The 17,729-nt window shown below is 53.6% G+C and carries 19 protein-coding genes; 9 read left to right on the top strand and 10 right to left on the bottom strand.

The genetic code is table 11. From position 1 onward, the window contains the following. Positions 1-2: 2 nt before the first annotated feature. Genes JMF85_RS01320 through JMF85_RS01305 form a run of 4 tightly spaced genes read right to left on the bottom strand, consistent with a single transcriptional unit; the run spans position 3 to position 4,477 of the window. The gene (locus JMF85_RS01320) at positions 3-1,424 is read right to left on the bottom strand and encodes a GerAB/ArcD/ProY family transporter (protein ID WP_201317612.1); all 1,422 of its coding nucleotides are present in this window, start codon (positions 1,422-1,424) and stop codon (positions 3-5) included. 31 nt (positions 1,425-1,455) lie between these two features. Next, the gene (locus tag JMF85_RS01315; RefSeq protein ID WP_127606828.1) at positions 1,456-1,686 is read right to left on the bottom strand and encodes a hypothetical protein; all 231 of its coding nucleotides are present in this window, start codon (positions 1,684-1,686) and stop codon (positions 1,456-1,458) included. After that, positions 1,683-2,852, bottom strand: a complete 1,170-nt coding sequence (locus JMF85_RS01310; protein WP_155615023.1) for a Ger(x)C family spore germination protein — start codon at positions 2,850-2,852, stop codon at positions 1,683-1,685. The genes JMF85_RS01315 and JMF85_RS01310 overlap by 4 nt, the downstream gene beginning before the upstream one ends. After that, on the bottom strand, positions 2,849-4,477 hold the full coding sequence (locus JMF85_RS01305) for a spore germination protein (protein WP_127606832.1): 1,629 nt from the start codon (positions 4,475-4,477) through the stop codon (positions 2,849-2,851). The genes JMF85_RS01310 and JMF85_RS01305 overlap by 4 nt, the downstream gene beginning before the upstream one ends. Before the next feature lie 224 nt (positions 4,478-4,701). Here JMF85_RS01305 and cls point away from each other — a divergent pair, with 224 nt between their 5' ends. Continuing rightward, positions 4,702-6,132, top strand: a complete 1,431-nt coding sequence (gene cls / locus JMF85_RS01300; RefSeq protein ID WP_127606834.1) for a cardiolipin synthase — start codon at positions 4,702-4,704, stop codon at positions 6,130-6,132. Here cls and ligD read toward each other — a convergent pair. The 5 genes from ligD to JMF85_RS01275 form a co-directional block, all read right to left on the bottom strand. Next, complete coding sequence (ligD, locus tag JMF85_RS01295) at positions 6,125-7,036, bottom strand: non-homologous end-joining DNA ligase (protein ID WP_127606836.1); 912 nt, start codon at positions 7,034-7,036, stop codon at positions 6,125-6,127. The genes cls and ligD overlap by 8 nt on opposite strands. 85 nt (positions 7,037-7,121) lie before the next feature. Then, positions 7,122-8,273, bottom strand: a complete 1,152-nt coding sequence (locus JMF85_RS01290; protein WP_201317611.1) for a cation:proton antiporter — start codon at positions 8,271-8,273, stop codon at positions 7,122-7,124. A gap of 235 nt (positions 8,274-8,508) precedes the next feature. Further along, positions 8,509-8,931, bottom strand: a complete 423-nt coding sequence (arsC, locus tag JMF85_RS01285) for an arsenate reductase (thioredoxin) (protein WP_155615024.1) — start codon at positions 8,929-8,931, stop codon at positions 8,509-8,511. Between the two features lie 42 nt (positions 8,932-8,973). Further along, positions 8,974-10,266 carry an arsenic transporter gene (locus JMF85_RS01280; protein ID WP_054797569.1) on the bottom strand — a complete coding sequence of 431 codons (1,293 nt, stop codon included), beginning with the start codon at positions 10,264-10,266 and terminating at the stop codon, positions 8,974-8,976. A gap of 16 nt (positions 10,267-10,282) precedes the next feature. Then, complete coding sequence (locus JMF85_RS01275; protein WP_397375509.1) at positions 10,283-10,573, bottom strand: ArsR/SmtB family transcription factor; 291 nt, start codon at positions 10,571-10,573, stop codon at positions 10,283-10,285. Positions 10,574-10,761: 188 nt separating this feature from the next. Here JMF85_RS01275 and JMF85_RS01270 point away from each other — a divergent pair, with 188 nt between their 5' ends. After that, positions 10,762-11,745 (top strand): ATP-dependent DNA ligase, encoded by a 984-nt coding sequence (locus tag JMF85_RS01270; RefSeq protein ID WP_372813757.1) that lies wholly within the window; start codon positions 10,762-10,764, stop codon positions 11,743-11,745. 82 nt (positions 11,746-11,827) lie between these two features. Here the strand turns inward: JMF85_RS01270 and ku are convergent, their stop codons facing one another. Continuing rightward, positions 11,828-12,709 (bottom strand): non-homologous end joining protein Ku, encoded by an 882-nt coding sequence (gene ku / locus JMF85_RS01265; RefSeq protein ID WP_155615026.1) that lies wholly within the window; start codon positions 12,707-12,709, stop codon positions 11,828-11,830. Between the two features lie 200 nt (positions 12,710-12,909). Here ku and JMF85_RS01260 point away from each other — a divergent pair, with 200 nt between their 5' ends. The 7 genes from JMF85_RS01260 to tsaD all read left to right on the top strand — a co-directional run bounded on the left by JMF85_RS01260 (position 12,910) and on the right by tsaD (position 17,467). Then, positions 12,910-13,113 carry a hypothetical protein gene (locus tag JMF85_RS01260; protein WP_054797571.1) on the top strand — a complete coding sequence of 68 codons (204 nt, stop codon included), beginning with the start codon at positions 12,910-12,912 and terminating at the stop codon, positions 13,111-13,113. After that, a complete protein-coding gene (locus tag JMF85_RS01255; RefSeq protein ID WP_054800003.1) occupies positions 13,110-13,292 on the top strand; it encodes an H-type small acid-soluble spore protein in 183 nt (60 codons plus the stop codon). Before JMF85_RS01260 ends, JMF85_RS01255 begins: the two co-directional genes overlap by 4 nt. A 137-nt stretch (positions 13,293-13,429) precedes the next feature. Then, positions 13,430-14,488 carry a thiamine-phosphate kinase gene (gene thiL, locus JMF85_RS01250; protein WP_127606846.1) on the top strand — a complete coding sequence of 353 codons (1,059 nt, stop codon included), beginning with the start codon at positions 13,430-13,432 and terminating at the stop codon, positions 14,486-14,488. Between the two features lie 2 nt (positions 14,489-14,490). After that, positions 14,491-14,967 (top strand): tRNA (adenosine(37)-N6)-threonylcarbamoyltransferase complex ATPase subunit type 1 TsaE, encoded by a 477-nt coding sequence (gene tsaE / locus JMF85_RS01245; protein ID WP_054797573.1) that lies wholly within the window; start codon positions 14,491-14,493, stop codon positions 14,965-14,967. After that, positions 14,928-15,815, top strand: a complete 888-nt coding sequence (gene tsaB, locus JMF85_RS01240; RefSeq protein WP_230876182.1) for a tRNA (adenosine(37)-N6)-threonylcarbamoyltransferase complex dimerization subunit type 1 TsaB — start codon at positions 14,928-14,930, stop codon at positions 15,813-15,815. Before tsaE ends, tsaB begins: the two co-directional genes overlap by 40 nt. A gap of 16 nt (positions 15,816-15,831) precedes the next feature. Further along, on the top strand, positions 15,832-16,332 hold the full coding sequence (gene rimI / locus JMF85_RS01235; RefSeq protein WP_127606848.1) for a ribosomal protein S18-alanine N-acetyltransferase: 501 nt from the start codon (positions 15,832-15,834) through the stop codon (positions 16,330-16,332). A 67-nt stretch (positions 16,333-16,399) separates the two neighbouring features. After that, positions 16,400-17,467 carry a tRNA (adenosine(37)-N6)-threonylcarbamoyltransferase complex transferase subunit TsaD gene (tsaD, locus tag JMF85_RS01230; RefSeq protein ID WP_054797575.1) on the top strand — a complete coding sequence of 356 codons (1,068 nt, stop codon included), beginning with the start codon at positions 16,400-16,402 and terminating at the stop codon, positions 17,465-17,467. Positions 17,468-17,729 lie beyond the last annotated feature (262 nt).

The raw sequence follows: 17,729 nt of genomic DNA, 5'->3' as shown, positions 1-17,729 counted from the left end.
GGTTATGTCTGGGACGAATGCCGAACCACGAACTTCTTCGCCGCTCTCATTTCCATGTGGGAGGTTACCACCGCTCCGACCAAGCAAATGGCGTAACCGATCCCGCTTAGCGTTCCGACGACAGCGTATGTCATCCCGAGCCAGATGCCTAAGAATACCAGGCATGCGCTCAACAGCAGCAGCACATTCCCGGCCGTAATCCAGGTGGAGTGCCGGATGCAGTCGATCCGGCTGATGAACCGGGAGCTGGTGGTAGCGTCGGAACGGCCTTGCGCAGGTTGTTCCTGCTGCTTGCCGGGCGATGGCGTCCCGCTCTGCGCCTGGTCCAGGCGCAGCTCCCGCACCGGGTATTTGCGCATGAACAAGAGCAGCGCGGCGAGCAGCAGCGGTTGATAGCCGAGAATGATGACAGGGGAGCTGTAGTTACCGAAACTGAACACCTCGGCCGCACTGTCGAAGGCGAGCAGCGTAGTCAGCAGCAAAAACAAGCTGACGGGCGAATTGATCGACGTATAATCCCGTTCCTTCAACAGGCTTGCGATGCCCGTCAACATCGCCAAGTAGAGCAAAATATCTTTACACGCGGTGATCGGATACCAGATGCTAAGGATAAACAGATCGACGCGGTCTAAAAAATCGGTAATGTGAATGTGTTGGACCAAGCTATAGTTCGGATAAACCATATGGCCCGGGATGACCGGTCCGAGCACAAGCACCTGCAAAAGCAAAGACAACGTCAGCAGGAAAGTGGCGATGAGAGTGCCGTGACGAAACGCCGAACGGATTTGCTTCGAGCTCCAGATCGTATGCAGGAAAGCGCCGACGAACAGAATATCGCCGAACCAGCCGATCCCGAGCACGTTGGCATAGAAGTATTCGACGGGTTTGACCGTTAAGGCTGGCCGGATTAATTGCGTGTCCAATTCGTTCGATAACAAGAACGGCATGGACAAGAGCAGCACGAAGAAGAAGGGGAAGAACAAGTCGTTAACCCTTCCTACGACTTCAACGCTCGTCCTTCCATAGAAGGCGAGCAGCAGCACGAATAGCAGCACGAGAATTTCTTGAGGAGTGTTCGGCAGAAGGATCGTGCCGATGAACTTCCCGAACGCACGCAAATCCCGCATAAGCACCATCCATAAGTGAACGAGGATCAGCAGGTTGGCGCAAGTGCCGATCCATCGGCCGAATACGATCGTGGTAATTTCGAACAGATGCTTCTGTGGAAATCGTCGGGCCAACTGTGTCAAGACGAACCCGATCAGCAGTGCGTATAAGCCCGGAAACAAATAAGTCAGCCAGGCGTCGATTCTGCCTAGTCGGATGAGCTCATGTTGAATGCTGATCAATCCGCCTCCGGAGAGCAGCGAAGCGATTAACCAGGCGAATTGCCGGTGGTTAATAATTTGTATTTGGGCTGGCATCCTGTCACTCCCTCTTTAGCTAGAAGCCTTGTTAACCATGAATGAGTGAGAACATCCACGGAGAAACGTGGGCGATGAAAAATTGGGTCGGCATCGGGATCTTGTATCCCAAAAGAACAGCTGCGTACAAGCCGAAGGTCATGGCGTACAGCAAAAAATAGAGCCTGCGCATCCCCCGTTTGAGGGTGGACCAATGCTTCAAATTTAAAAACATCAGGATAAGGGACAGCACGAGGAAAAGAACCATGAACTGTAAGTTCATTCTGCATCCTCCGATTTTGTAACGTTATCGTAAATCAATCCGGTTTCCGACAAGATGCTTTTCACCTTAATGTTAAATTTGGCAGTCTTTAAGCCGTTCGGCCATTCGTTCTTGAAACGCTCGGTCCACAAATTCGGATAGGCGCGCCATACGTAGGCCCCGAGCTGAGCCGAGTCGCAATTGTTGTCGATCATCTGCTTTAACGTGTCTTCAACGGATTTTTTCATTTGTTCGGCAAGCCGCGCCTCCATGAGATGGATCTGATCGGCCCGGGTAAAGTCTTGAGTCCCCGTGCTTTCCAACAACTTCGCTTTCGTTATCAAATTGATGTCGAACTGCAATTGGTTGCCGGCTAGTCTTGCTTGCACATCGCTGTGGGCTTCAAAAATCCGAACGGTAATGTCCGTATTCTCCACATGCAGCGTAATGGAGACGTTAACGAACCGCTCTTTCAACAAGGCTAAGCCCGCGGCTGCCCGCCCTTCCAACGTATCGACCATCTTGTCACCGCGGAATTGGCTGTAGCCGAGCACTTCGACTTCTTTGGAAGGCTTGGTCCCTTTCTCGGATTCCCGGACGCCCATATAGATGGCGACGGGGTCGCCGCCCGGCGAACTGAGCGCCAGCGCAAAATCTTTCATGTTCATGTCGATAATCACTTTCGATTTGGCCAATTCACGAATCGCTTCCGAAGGAAATCGTTCGAACTGCGGGCTGGCCTGCAGCAGCTCGTAGGCTTTACCTTTGGTGACGATGAAATAGGTGGTCATCCGGCTTTCGGGCGACCGGGGAGTCGCGTCAAATACTTTGAACACGCCTGCTTTGGCTAATTGTTCTCCAATCAAGACCGTACGACGATGCGCCAGAAACATACGGCGCGGCATGCGGTTCTGCAGCTTGGCTTGCGCTTCGCGGTACGTTTTGCCGACCTCCGAATCGATATAGTAGCTCTTATCGCCGGCGGTGCCGCCGCCTCCCCCCGTAGCCCCGCCCATCGAACCCGGCAGCGGCACCATGACGCTGTACCGAATCGATCCGTCCTTTTCGATGTCGAGGGCGGTAGAGAGGATGAAGGCCAGGTCGTTGACTTCGGTCCGGTCCCAGCAGCCGGGCAGCAGGAGAATCGCTGTGGCTAGCAAGCCGAATCGAGACCAAGTACGAATCATGATTCATCCTCCTCTCCGTGACCATGATTCTCATGGCGGACGTGCTTCCCGCGTTGTCCGGACTGCTCCATAATTTCATCCACAACGTCGTCACTCATGCGCCGGCTGTCTTGTACAGGCAGATAGGCCGGACGCTTCTTCATCGCCCACCAGGGCGCACGGATGACGATATCCTTCAGATCCGAAGAAGAGAGCGGACCGAGCGGCGATAAATAAGGGATACCGAACGAACGCAAGGACGCCATATGGCCGATAATCAGCAGCACGGAGGTCATGATGCCGTACATGCCGAATAACGAGGCGGCGATAATGATGGGAAAGCGGAGCATGCGCACCGCAATCGCACCATTAAAGCGCGGGATGGTGAAGGAAGCGATCCCCGTGATCGAGACGATGATAACCATAGGCGCCGATACGATGCCCGCCTGAACCGCCGCTTGCCCGACCACCAGAGCGCCTAAGATCGAGACGGCGGAGCCAATGGTCTTGGGCAGACGGATTCCGGCTTCCCGCAGCGCCTCGAACGTTACTTCCATAATGAGAGCTTCCACGACGGCGGGGAACGGGATTGCTTCGCGCGACGCCGCAACGGATAACAGCAGCGTTGTCGGCAGCAAGTCCTGATGGTAGGTCGTAATGGCTACGTATAACCCCGGCGTAAGAAGAGAGAGCATCAGGAAGAAGTAACGTAACCACCGGACCAGGGTGGCGATTTGGAAACGTTCGTAATAATCCTCGCTCGCTTGCATAATTTCGGCGAAGATGAACGGCACGAGCAGTACGAATGGCGTGCCGTCGACAATAATCCCGACTCGGCCCTGCAGAAGGGCGCCGGCAACCATGTCGGGACGCTCGGTATATTGAAGCTGCGGAAATGGCGAGTAAGCCGAATCTTGAATGAATTCCTCCAAATAACCGGATTCCAGAACCGCATCGATGTCGATTTTCTCCAGCCGCCCGATGACTTCTTCCACGATCTTCGGGTTCGCCAAATCATCCAGATAGGTGACGATTACGTTGGTGTTGCTCTCCCGTCCGATGATCATCGGTTTCATCTTCAGATGAGGCGTCTTCAGCTTGCGCCGAATCATCGACGTGTTGGTCCGGATATTTTCCACGAAGCCTTCCTTCGGACCGCGTACGACGGATTCCGTTTCCGGCTCGTTGATCGACCGTTTCTCCATCCCCCGGATGCCGAGCAGCAGCGCCTGATTGTTGCAGTCGACGATCAAGCCCGTGTCGCCGCCGAGAATCGAGAGCAGCAGATCTCCGTAATTGTCCGCCTTCTGAAGCTGGGAGACGGGCAGCACCTTCTCCGAAATGTTATCGATGATGCTTTCTCCGCCCTCAAGAATCATGAGCGCCCTCATCGCTTCATGCACTTCTTCCGTCTTGGCCATCCCGTCTACGAAAAAGAGGATGGCTCTCAAACTGTCCTGGAGCTTAAATTCCCGAATGACGAAGTCGGAGCAGTCCTCAAACAAATCCTTCAAATATCGGTTGTTATCCTCGAGCTTCAAAGAGATCGGGACTGAACGCAGCTCGTCGATGAATCGGTAATCTTTTTTGAAAAGCGAGTGCTCGTCGCTGCTCTCCTTTTTCTTCCGGCCTCTCGTCGTCACCATGACGCTTCCTCCCTTCTCGCGGTAACAGAGCCAAGCTTTGCCTTTCCCATGTCCGGTATATTTTTCACCAAACTCAAAAATTTATGACAGCGATGATGGAAAAAGCCGGGTAAGAAAGAAAAAGCCGGGGTTTGGGAGGAATCAGGTATCCAGAGAGTGGTTAAGCTAGAAAAGAATTTTGAAGAAGGAAGCGGTATCCTGCATCCGTATGAGGAGGTGAAGCGGTGCTTTGGCTCGTCATCGCACTTGTCCTGTTTGTCATTCAAATTTTGACGATTCTCATAGGGGAGTTCCGGCACCCGTCCAAGGCGATGGCCTGGTTATTTGTTTTGTTCATTATTCCGGTGATCGGGTTCGTTGTCTATTATTTTTTGGCAACTGAATATTCCCAGCGGAAAAAAGTAAAACGAAAAGGGCTTCGGCTCGTAAAGGATATTCGGCACATGGGGAAGAAGCAAATCCCCTTCGATGTGGAGATTGAGGAGGAGCGGCTTCAAGGGTGGCGGCAGGAGCCACGGTTGTTCGCGCTTTTGAATAACATGCCGGGTTCGCAAATCATGATGCGCAACGAAGTGAAGGTGCTGACGAATGCGTCAGTCGCCTATCCGGCGATACTGGAAGCGATGGAGAAGGCCGAGCGCTTCATCCATTTCGAATTTTATACGATCCGGCACGACGCGACAGGCCGGAAGTTTCAAGACGTGCTGATGCGCAAAGCGCGCGAAGGCGTTAAGGTACGGTGCATATTCGACGGAATCGGCAGCTACCAGCTCAGCGAGAAATTCATTGGTGAACTGAAGCAAGCGGGCTGCGAGGTGTATTTCTTTTTGCCGGCGTTGATCGCCTTCTTCGATAAGCGGATCAATTACCGGAATCACCGGAAAATCGTCGTGGTCGACGGCTTGAAGGGTTTTCTGGGCGGCATGAACATCGGGGATGAATACTTGGGCGGCAATCCGAAGCTCGGGTTTTGGCGCGATACGCATATAGCATTCGAAGGGGATGCGGTCTATGCGCTGCAGAATACGTTCTTGACCGACTGGCATTTCGTCAGCGGCTATCGTTTGACCGATACGGGCTTGTTTCCCGAGCACGAATGCGCCGGCCGGAAGCCGGTGCAAATTTTGTCCAGCGGCCCGGATGCTCATTGGGACACGGTTCTGGAGATGTACTTCGGAGCGATTACGACAGCGAAGAAGCGGATCTTTATCACGACGCCTTATTTTATTCCGGAGGCCAGCATCATCATGGGGTTGAAAACGGCGGCCATCAGCGGCGTCGACGTGCGCGTCATTTATCCGAAGAAGCCCGATTCGCGGATCGTCAACTACGCCTCGTTATCGTTTATGGAAGAACTGATGCAAGCGGGGGTTCGCTTCTACGCTTACCACAAAGGATTCGTTCACGCCAAAGTGATCCTGATCGATCATCTGCTCGCCTCCGTCGGCACGGCCAACATGGATATGCGCAGCTTCTACAGCAATTTCGAAATGAACGCGGTTTTATTCGATAAGGAGACGCTGCAGCGTATCGAATCCGATTACTTGCAGGATTTGAAGGATAGCCGGGAGCTGAAGCTGGACCAGTTCGAAAGACGCTCCCGGTATCAGAAAGGCAAGGAAGTGGTAGCGCGGCTCTTATCGCCGCTTATGTAGGAGGCAGGATGGAGAGAACGTGGTCCAGGCTTTGCGGAGGGACGGCGGCGATCAGATCGCCCTTTTGCTGCAGCCGTTCTACGATGTTCAACAGATGAAATTCCCGCGGATCGCAGCGCAGCCGAACTTCGCTCCAATCCAGCGGCGTCGAGACCGTGGCATCCCGCCGGGCACGCGGCGTGTAGGGGGCGGATAACGTTTTACCGTACCAGTGCTGCAAATAATCGATATAAATCTTCGTTCCGCGATCCTTCTTCAGGCGCTCGACGGTGAACAGCCCGGGATACTTCTGAACGGCATACTGGGCGACGAATGCGCCGATCCGTCTCAGCTGTTCGAACGTATATCCGCGCTCCGCCGGAATCGGCACGTAAATTTGTACGCCGGTGGCGCCCGACGTCTTCGGGATGGAACGGATGTTCATCTTGTCGAGAATGTCCCCGATCACCTCCGCAGCCTCCATAATGCGCGGCTCCGGATCAAGGCTCGGATCGATGTCGATCAGCCATTCCACCGGCAGCTTTTCGCCGATCCGGTGGAAGGACGGGTGAAACTCCAGACAAGCGAGATTGCCGAGCCACAGCAAGGTCGGCAGCGAGTCGAGATGCACGTAGCGAATGTCCTCCAGCGTCGCCGTTTTCACGAAATGGGGCGTAGGCTCCGGGGCGTTTTTTTGATAAAACGACTTGTCGTTCCACCCGTGCGGAAAGCGGATCGTCGTCAAATACCGGTCGCGGCAGTATTTCAGCAAATAGGGGGCGAGCTGTGCCAATTTCTCCAGATACATCGCTTTCGTAATGTTCTTCTCCGGCCATAACGGCTTCTCCGGATTCGTCACGGTAAGCTCCTGGCCGTCGATTGTGATCGTCCCTTTCACCGGCGGTCGTTTCGTCGTGGGGCTCAATCGGCGTCCCTTCTTTCCTTGTCGGATTGCCGTTATTATCCGTTGCCGGAGAGGGAACTATACGGGTGTTTCGTCAAGGCGTGGCCTACTGCTTCTGCTGCTTCCCGGTCTCCGGTTTATGGAAGAACAGCTTCATCATGGGCGGAGTCACAATCGTGGTGACCAGCACGACGACGACGATCACAGAAAACAACTCGGGTTGAAGCAGATTGCTTTCCAAACCGATAGCCGCAATGATGAGTGCAACCTCTCCGCGGGATACCATAGCTGCGCCAATCCCTAAGGAACTCCTCCATGAAAATCCGGCTAATTTCGCTCCGATCGCCGACCCGGCCAGCTTCGTTGCTATGGCGAGCAGGCTTAGCCCGATAATGAGCCCGATATGCTGTGCGATTCCGCTAAATTCAGCGGTTACACCGATCGATGTGAAGAAGACGGGAACGAAGATGGAGTAGCCGATCGTTTCGACTTTTTCCGTTATCTCATGCTTGTATTTTGTCAAGCTGATGGCAACACCGGCGATATAGGCTCCGATGATAGCAGCCACGCCTGCATATTCTGCTAAATACGCATAAACAAAGCAAATCATTAAACCTGCGGAAATGACCGCCTCCGTGACGCGAAGGGGCGCGAATTTTTTCAGAACCCAAGGAACGACTTTCCAAGCCAGAAGGATGGCCACCGCGAAGAATGCAACCTTCTTCAGAACGACGGTCCCCAGATGGACATCGCCGCCTGCAAAGCTCATGACAAACGCGAGCGCAATAACGACGAGAATGTCGTCGATCACGGCCGCGCCCAATATGGTGGTCCCTTCGCGCGACTTTAATCTGCCCATTTCCTTCAACGCTTGAACGGAGATGCTCACGCTTGTAGCCGAGAGCAGCAGTCCAAGGAAGATAGACTCGGTCGGAGCCAGACCGATGGTCATACCGGCCAAATACCCCAGTGAAAAAGGTACAACGATGCCGCTAACCCCTACGAAGGCTGAAGCTTTCCCGGTACGCTTGAACTCTTCCGTGTCCGTTTCCAGCCCTGCAATGAACATCAGCAAGATAACGCCGATTTGACTGATTTCTTTCAAAATATCCGTGTTGGTGATAATCCCAAGCACGCTTGGTCCTAAGAAGATACCGATGAGAAGCTTGCCCAGCACGGAGGGTTGTCCCAGCTTGACGCTGAGGTCTCCGGCGATTTTGGAGGCAAGCAAGATGACGGCTAGTTGAAAAATAAGCATGATGATTCCACCTTTCATTTTTTATTCTTTGTGGAAGTACGAAAAAAATACAAAAAGAGCCTGTCAAACCATAGCCGCTAAAATGAACATAGCAAGGCCAGGGTGACAGACTCCTCCGAAAAACAATGTTAGATTTAATTGTTAAGGTAATACGTGCAAGGACTTGATACTTATACGCGGCTAAGATGTAAAGGTTTCATAACCGGGCCGTTAAATCAGGCTACAAACCATTATGCTATTGACCGGTTGCGACGAATTGTTCCACACGCGCCTTGATGGCATCGCGAACCTCACGAAATTTGGCCAGGATCTCTTCCTCGGTGCCCGTCGCTTTAGCCGGATCCTCGAAGCCCCAGTGCCATTTCACAACATGCTTATTCGAGATGACGGGACAATGCTCATCCGCATGTCCGCAAAGCGTAATGACATAATCGGCCTTGTTCAACAGCTCGGGATCGATCACATCGGAGGAGTTCCCGCTAATGTCGACGTTCACTTCCTTCATGACCTGTACCGCTCTCGGATTCAAGCCGTGTGCCTCCAAACCGGCGCTTTTCACCTCATAGTTGTGGCCGCCGAGCGCTTTCAGAAACCCGTCGGCCATTTGGCTGCGGCAAGAATTGCCTGTGCATAAGAAGTAAACCCGTTTTTTATCCATGATAGCTCTCCTTTTGAATTACATTTGAAGTTCAACCGAGTCTTACGAAATCACGCTTAGCCACAAATAAAGCCCTGTTAAGGTGATCAGCAAAGTGGGAACGGTCAGCAAGACGCCTATTTTAAAGTAATACCCCCATGTAATGGTGACCCCTTTCTTGGACAAAACATGGAGCCACAGCAGCGTTGCCAAAGATCCGATCGGTGTGATTTTCGGTCCAAGATCCGAACCGATGACATTCGCGTAGATCAGCGACTCCCGAATAACAGCGGTCGTATTCGTGCCCTGAATAGCCAACGCATCAATCATGACGGTAGGCATGTTGTTCATCATGGACGATAGCAGGGCGGCAATGAACCCCATTCCTATTGTAGAAGCAAACAGGCCTTGATCGGCAATCCTTTGTATAAGTCCACCCAATATATCCGTCAACCCGGCGTTTCGGAGTCCGTACACGACGACGTACATCCCTATCGAGAAAATGACGACCGCCCATGGCGCCTCTTTGACGATGCGTTTCGTTTCCATATGCGGACTTTTCCGCGCGGCCGCAATAAACGTAAGAGCGGCGGCCAGCGCAATAACCGAAACAGGCAAAGCGATGAACTCGCTTAGAAAATAGGCAGCCAGCAGCACCCCCAGGATCACCCATGATAATCGAAACAACCGGATATCTTTGATCGCCTCGTGAGGCTTCTTGATGTCCTCATAGCGATAGGCTTCGGGTATGCTTTTGCGGAAATACAGATACAGTACAAGCAGGCTGGCAAGCAGCGAAAAGAGGTTCGGTACGATCATCCGGCTCGCATATTCCGCAAAGCCGATTCCAAAATAATCGGCCGACACGATATTGACCAGGTTGCTGATGACAAGCGGCAACGAGGTTGTGTCCGCAATAAAGCCGCTGGCCATAATGAACGGCAGAACCTTGTTCTCTTCAAATTTCAACGCTCTCACCATAGCCAATACGATAGGCGTCATGATCAGAGCTGCGCCGTCATTGGCGAACAAAGCGGCAACCGCCGCACCCAACAACCCCATATAGACGAACATCAGAACGCCGTTGCCCCCGGCCAAACGGGCCATATGAAGCGCCGACCACTCGAAGAACCCAATATCGTCAAGTATAAGAGAGATGAGGATAATGGCCACGAAAGCTAAAGTGGCATTCCATACGATACCGGTAACGGTCCATACGTCAGTGATGGAAACTACACCGCATAGAAGCGCTGCAACAGCGCCGCCGCTTGCAGACCAGCCGATGCCTAGTTGTTTCGGCTGCCAAATGACAAAAATCAACGTAATGGTAAAAATCAATAATGCGGCGATGGCCATGAGTTCCTCCTGTTGGTTAACAAATCCCTTTTACTTGAAGCACTTTTTCTTTAAACGAAGGGAGATAGTTTAATGTCTCCTCCAAACACGGTTTGTCGCTCACGTTAAGAGCATAGTAAACCCATTGTCCTTTTCTGGTTTCCGTAACTAACCCCGCGGCTTTCAGCTTGCGCAGATGCTGACTTACGTTAGGCTGGGTCGACTGTAAAATTTCAACCAGGTCGCACACGCACATTTCCCGTTCTTTCAGGCATGCAAGAATGGTCAAGCGGGACTTGTCGCTAAGCATCTTATAATGTTCGGCCATGACCTCCAATTGCTCCACATTCATTCAACCTCCCTAAGCACGCTTTTGCTGCTCCTTAAATCATAGTATAAATATATAATCAATTACTTATATAATCAATGGCTTATATTTTAATTTTGTGTAAAGACACGGATGCGTACCGGCTACATGATTGGACTTCAAATGACTAAAGCTAAGGAGAGAACTTGATGAGTCATGAAACAGCTGAAGGAGGCGCTATGATTTTAAAGCCGGTCGTTCCATTCGAACCTATAAACACCGATAAACTTCCAGCAGGGGATCATTGGGTTGCGCAAGTAAAGTGGGACGGAGTTCGCATGTTATCCTACTTCGACGGATCGAACGTCCAATTGGTGAATCGGAAATTAAATAATCGTTCCCTGCAATATCCTGAGTTTTTGTCTCCCTCCCGGTACTGTACGGCTTCTTCGTTTATATTGGACGGCGAATTCATCGCATTTGACGATAACAAACCGTCGTTCCATGAGATTATGAAGCGCGATAGCTTGAGAAAAAAACAAAGTATAGAGCTCGCGGTCGCTCAAACCCCCGTCACGTATATGGTATTTGACATTTTGTTCTGCAATGGAGCATGGGTAACAGACCGAGCTCTTTCGGAGAGACAACAAATTTTACAAGACCTGATCATTTCGCAGCCCGACGTCCAGACCGTTCAAAACTTTACCGACGCCGAAGGATTGCTGGCCGTCATGATCGAGCATCAAATGGAAGGGGTCATCTGCAAGAAGCTGGACAGCTCCTACGCGATAAACGGGAAAGATAAGCGCTGGCAGAAGCGTAAAGTGTTTTGGGATCTTTTCGCGGTAGTGGCAGGCGTTACTTTCAGGGGGGATGTCGTTAACTCCTTGCTGCTTGGATTGTATGATCAGGAAGGAAAGCTGTACTACATCGGTCATGCAGGCACCGGTAAGGTCACCCATCGCGAGTGGCGTGAATTGACGCAAAGAGTGGCCCCTCTTGCTACTAGAGTTAAACCGTTTGCCAATGAGCCTGAGAGAAGCAAAGATGCTGTTTGGGTAACCCCGGAAATTGTCGTTAAAGTACAGTTTTTGGAGTGGACTCCGGGGCAAACGATGAGGCATCCGAGTATTCAGGCTTTTGTCGATATACCTCCAAATCAATGTACGATGAAGCAAATTGTACATAAATAAAACAGGGGGCTGCCGCACAAATAAACCTAGCCGAATCAGCCAGGTTTATATCATGCCGGAGACTTTCCGACAGTCTATCCGTTTACGACGGCACGGTTTCCTTGTCTTTGGCCTTGCCTTTTGTGCTTTTGGCTCTCGATTTCGGCTTGTCCGGTTTGGCGCGGTCTGCAGGTAGAGGCGTCGGCTCCGACGAGACAGGCTTGACCGCCTCCAGACTTGCTTGCAAGGCCGACATTAAGTCGATAACGTTCGTACGGTGCGGCTCCGGCGCCACGCTGATTTGCTGGCCCGACACCTTCTGTTCGATGGCCTGCAGCACGGCGGCCCGGTAATCGTCCTTATACTTCTCCGGCTCGAAGGGCGTGGAAAGCTGACTGATCAGCATCTTCGCCATGTCGAGCTCCTTGTCGTTGACGTTGCTTTGCTCCGGCAAATTCGGAACCTGATCCACAGATCGTATCTCATCGGGATAAAAGATCGTTTCCATCGCAATGCAGCGGTCGATAATACGGATAGCCGCCAAGCTGCTCTTCGATCGGATCGATACTTTCGCTATGCCGATTTTGCCGGTTTGCTTCATCGCTTCCAGCAGCAGACTGTAAGCGCCGGCCCCCGTTTCATTCGGCGCCAAGTAATACGTCTTCTGGAAATAAACCGGATCGATTTCCGACAAATCCACAAAGTCGAGAATTTTAATCTCTTTCGTCACCTCGCCGGTCAGCTTCTCCAGTTCGTCCTTCTCAAACAAGACGAAAGCGCCCGGCTCATACTCATATCCGCGCGAAATTTCTCCCCATTCGACTTCTCTCTCGCAGTGCTGGCATTTTCTCACGAAATTGAGCGGCGTGTTGCATGCGGTGTGAATCATTCTCATTGAGATGTCTTTATCTTCCGTGGCCGAGAACATCTTAACCGGCACATGCACAAGACCGAAGCTGATTGCGCCTTTCCATACGGTATGCATAAGCAAGCCTCCTTTGGACCGAAGTGCGGGCCCTTTTCCATAGTATGCGCAGAGAGGGCTCCACTCATTGAAGGTTTGGCTGGGAAGTTTTTTGCGGCTTCCGCCCGGCGAATGGACGAAAGCTTCGCCGGACAAGCTACCGTGTAAGGAGCTTGTCGGCTCTTTAGCGTATTTAAACGATAAGAGGAGGGTGAATACGGGTGAGCGAAGCGAACACATCCGGCGGTTTGGAAACAAACGATTCCACGCTTGAGGGAAGAGACTCGCATTTTATGGACATCGATCGGATGATCAACGAAGGTCTTGGTGGAGGCAACGTTACTCTGCACAACGGCCTGATCGACGATTCGACAACGGATACGATGGATCATCCCGACTCGGTGACCGGAGGTGAGGAACGATGAGAGTGCATCGGGCGCAAGAAATTTTGAACGCCGAGACGAAGATCGAGGTTGAATTCAACGGCGTTCCCGTCTGGATCGATAGCGTCGACCTGGAGCAGAAAACGGCCAAAGTGCACGCTGAAGATCAGCCGGCCGATGTGAAAGTCGTTCCGGTCGAAGCGCTGCAGGAGATCGAATAGAAGACGATCGAACGAAAGCCAGGCTTCCCGGCTTGCGCGAGCTTCCACGCCCGTGCGAGCCGGGAAGCTTTTGTGTTGCTACGAACCATTCGCAAGGTCTATAATGGGGTCATTACGTATTGCGGAGGCGGATATTTTTGGGAACGGTCGATGAATTTGCGCTGATCCGCTTGCTGACCGGCGGCAAGCAATCGACCGCCTTTCAGCGGGAGGGCGGAGTTGAGACCGGGATCGGTGATGATGCGGCGGTCGTGAATGTGAATCCGGGCACACAGTTGATTCTAACCTGTGACACGATGACGGAAGATATTCACTTCAAGCCTGTGACGATGCGATCCAGGGACATCGGGTTCAAAGCGATGGCTTCGGCGGTCAGCGACATTGCGGCGATGGGCGGCAAGCCCAGGTTCGCGCTGGTTGCACTCAGCTTGCCGAGGCAAACGCCTTTGGAACGGGTTCGCAGCTTATATGAAGGTTTGTATGATTGCGCCAACCGCTACGGCGTTCGCGTCGTTGGCGGAGACACGACCTCCTCGATCGGCGGCATGACCGTATCGGTGACGGTTATCGGCGAGACGGCCGCCGGTCAGGCGCTGCTTCGTTCGTCGGCGAAAGTGGGAGATGTTGTTTTCGCCACGGGGTACTTGGGGCGTTCCGCTGCAGGACTGGACTGGCTGTTGCAACGCAATCTGCCGCTTGAGCCCGAGGGAGCGGATGCCGAATCGCTCGCCTATGCGAAGCTGGTGGAGGCGCACTGCCGTCCGCTTCCGCAAATCGAAGCCGGGCTCGCGCTTCGCCAGTCCGGCCTGTGCCGCGCCCTTAACGACGTGAGCGATGGATTATCGAGCGAAGCATGGGAAATCGCTGAAGCATCGGGCGTGGGAATCGATTTGATCGAAGAGAGGATCCCGATTGCGGACGAGCTTTATACCTACGCGGCAGCCTCTGGCAAAGACCCGCTCGACTATGTGCTTTACGGAGGCGAAGATTACGAGCTGCTGGGCACCGCTCCCGCGGAGCATGCCTTGGAGCTGCAGATTGCGCTTGGCAAGGCGGGTGTTTCTCTTCACCTGATCGGTTACGTGAACGGCGAGCATTCAGGCGTACGTTTGATTCGCAGCGGCGGCGAAGTCATGCCGCTTGACAAGAAAGGGTATAATCATTTTAACGACGTCGGCGGAAAGGACGGGGTGTAACCATGTCCTCATATGTATTTATCGCACATGGGCTGGAGGATACCGTCAAGCTTGCGGCACGCTTGGCTTCGTTGTTTGTGCCGGGGACGGTTATCGCGCTTGACGGCGAACTCGGGGCGGGCAAGACGGCATTCTCTCAAGCCGTCGCGAAGGCGATCGGCGTGGAAGAAGTGGTCAACAGCCCCACGTTTACGATTATTAAAGAGTACGAGGGAACGAAGCTCCCTTTTTATCATATGGATGTGTACCGGTTGTCCTTGGAGGAAGCGGACGAGCTTGGGCTTGACGATTACTTCTACGGCGAAGGGATTACGCTGATCGAATGGGCTTCGCTTATCGAGGAGCTGCTTCCTCCCGAGCGTCTTTCGATTCAGTTGGAGCACGGGGAGAACCAGTCCCGCCGCTTTCGTATCGTCCCGAAAGGGGAGCCGTATCGGCAATGGTGCATACAGTTAAAGGAGAACGGATTGTTATTATGATGACAGCGGCGCGGCAATACGATGATGAACTATGGATGCTTTCGGTCGATACGTCCACGACGTCGATGACGACGGCGCTCTCGCGCGGCGGCGAATGGACCGGAGAACTTACCTCCTATGCGGAGCGGAACCATTCGTTATATTTGGTACCCACCCTGCAGAAGCTGATGGCTGAAGCCGGTATCCGGCCGAAGGAGCTGTCTGCCTTTGCGGTCGGCGTTGGTCCGGGCTCGTATACGGGCGTACGGATTGGCGTCACCGTGGCCAAAACGTTCGCATGGACGCATAACCTCGCTTTAATCGGGGTATCGACGCTTGAAGCGATGGCTCTGGGCGGCGCTTATATGACCGCGACGGGGGAGCAGGCGGATACCGGTGAAACAATAGTCGGTCAAGGAGGCCGGCTGGCGGCGATGGATGTCGTGTTGCAGCAGGCGAACGGGCAGCAGGAGAAGACCTGGGTCGTGCCGATGATCGAAGCCCGCAGAGGACAAGCTTTTGCTGCGGTTTACGAAGCTTCGCCCGCCGGCTGGCGTTGTGTCGTGCCGGACGGCATCCGGCTGATGGCGGCCTGGATGGACGATTTGCGCGTACAGGCGGAAGCGGATAAGCCGGTTCGAATTATTTTTACAGGCGAGGTCGGGCTGCATCGGGAGACGATTCAAGCGATGGCGAATCTTTGGAGCGGGTCTGTGCACACGACGGAGCATGGCTTGAGAGCCCGGTTCGTGGCGGAGCTCGGTCGTATGCGCTGGAAGCGGGGGGATTTGGAGCATGTTCATGCATTGGTTCCGAACTATACGCAATTGGCGGAAGCCGAGGCGAAACTTCTCGCCCAAGGGACCTAAGGGAGGCTTCGCGAAGATGAATGAGTTCCATCATACGGCGGAGGCCGATCACGATACAGTTCGATTTCGTGCAATGACCGAGGCGGACATTCCCGCTATTTGTGAAATTGAGCAGGAATCGTTCACGACGCCATGGACGGCAGGCGCTTTTCACAACGAATTGACCAACAATCAATTTGCCAAATATACCGTGCTGGAGTTCGACGGTGAGGTCGCCGGTTACGGCGGCATGTGGCTTATCATGGAAGAGGCGCATGTGACGAACATTGCGATTCGCCAAAAGTACCGCGGGCAAAAGCTCGGCGAACGTCTGCTGACGGAAATGCAGCAAACGGCCAGCTTATTCGGCGTGCAGCGCATGACGCTTGAGGTGCGGCCCTCCAATGAGATTGCCCGGCGGCTGTACGAAAAAAAAGGCTTTCGGTCGGTCGGTGTGCGCCGCGGTTATTACACGGACAACCAGGAAGACGCGATCATCATGTGGGCGGACTTGCCGAAGATCAGCCGGAAGGCTTAGGCTTAGCTCAATTTGCCGGAAAGCTTATCTCAGTTTGATAGAGGATTTGGATAGGAGCGATACGTCTGTGAATACGAAAGCAGGGGCAAGCCACGGGCCGGGGGAAAGGTCCGGCGGGGAGCCCGTCTATATACTGGCGGTGGAAACGAGCTGTGACGAAACTTCGGTAGCGATCGTGCGAGACGGCCAAGAGATTTTGTCCAACGTCGTGTCCAGCCAAGTGGCCACGCATGAGCGGTTTGGCGGCGTAGTGCCGGAGGTAGCCTCCCGTAAGCACGTGGAAACGATCACCTGTATCATCGAGGAAGCGATCGAACAATCGGGGGTGTCTCCGGCTGCGCTCTCCGCGGTTGCGGTCACGCAGGGCCCGGGTCTCGTCGGCTCGCTGCTGGTCGGTATGGTAGCCGCCAAGACATTAGCGCTCGCATTGGAGCTGCCGCTCATTGGCGTGCATCATATTGCGGGGCATATTTATGCGAATCAGCTTGTTCATGAGCTCGCGTATCCGTTCGTCGCGCTCGTGGTTTCGGGCGGGCATACCGAGCTTGTATACGTCGAATCCGAAGGCGTCTTCCGCATTATCGGACAGACCCGTGACGACGCGGCCGGCGAGGCCTACGACAAAGTGGCCCGAGCCTTGAAGCTGCCGTATCCGGGCGGCCCGCACATTGACCGGCTTGCGCATGAAACCGGGGAAGGGGTGACGCTTCCCCGGGCCTGGCTGGAGCCGGATTCTTACGACTTCAGCTTCAGCGGGCTGAAGTCGGCGGTATTGGCCGCGTTGAATACCGCGGCGATGAAAGGGCAGCCACTGGCGCCGGAGGCCGTGGCCAAGGGATTCCAGGACTCGGTCATCGATGTCCTGGTGGAGAAGGCACTTCGCGCCGTGAAGGCTTACGGCGCGAAGCAGCTGCTGTTGGCGGGCGGGGTTGCCGCCAACAAAGGGCTGCGCGCCGCCTTGGAGGCGCGCTGTGCACAGGCGGGCGTGCCGCTGCTGGCGCCGCCGCTGAGCCTGTGCACGGATAACGCGGCGATGATTGCCGCCGCGGCGTTCTTGAAATATCGGCGCGGTCAGTTCGCGCCGCTGGAGTTGAAAGCCGAGCCGCTGCTGAAGCTGGAGGCCTGGTCGGTATAAGGCGCAGCCGTCCGTTCTTTGAGAGAGCGGGCGGCTTTTTATGTCTGGCAGGAATTACCTCGAACTTTTCGGTTGCTTTTCATTCTTAGTTTTGGTATATTACTTTTTGCCGCTTCTGAGGCAGGCACGATTGGCTGCATTCGTTACAAGAAACTTTTAAAAAAAGACTTGCAATTTACGAATCGATCGTGTTAATATATGAAAGCTGCTTCGAGAGGTTGATTGAACCGACCGGAACAGTGGGATTATGAATAGTAGATTG

Origin of the sequence: Paenibacillus sp. EPM92, assembly GCF_016586185.1 — a bacterium.
GTDB classification, from domain to species: domain Bacteria; phylum Bacillota; class Bacilli; order Paenibacillales; family NBRC-103111; genus Paenibacillus_G; species Paenibacillus_G validus.
This window is presented reverse-complemented; position numbering and strand designations above follow the sequence as displayed.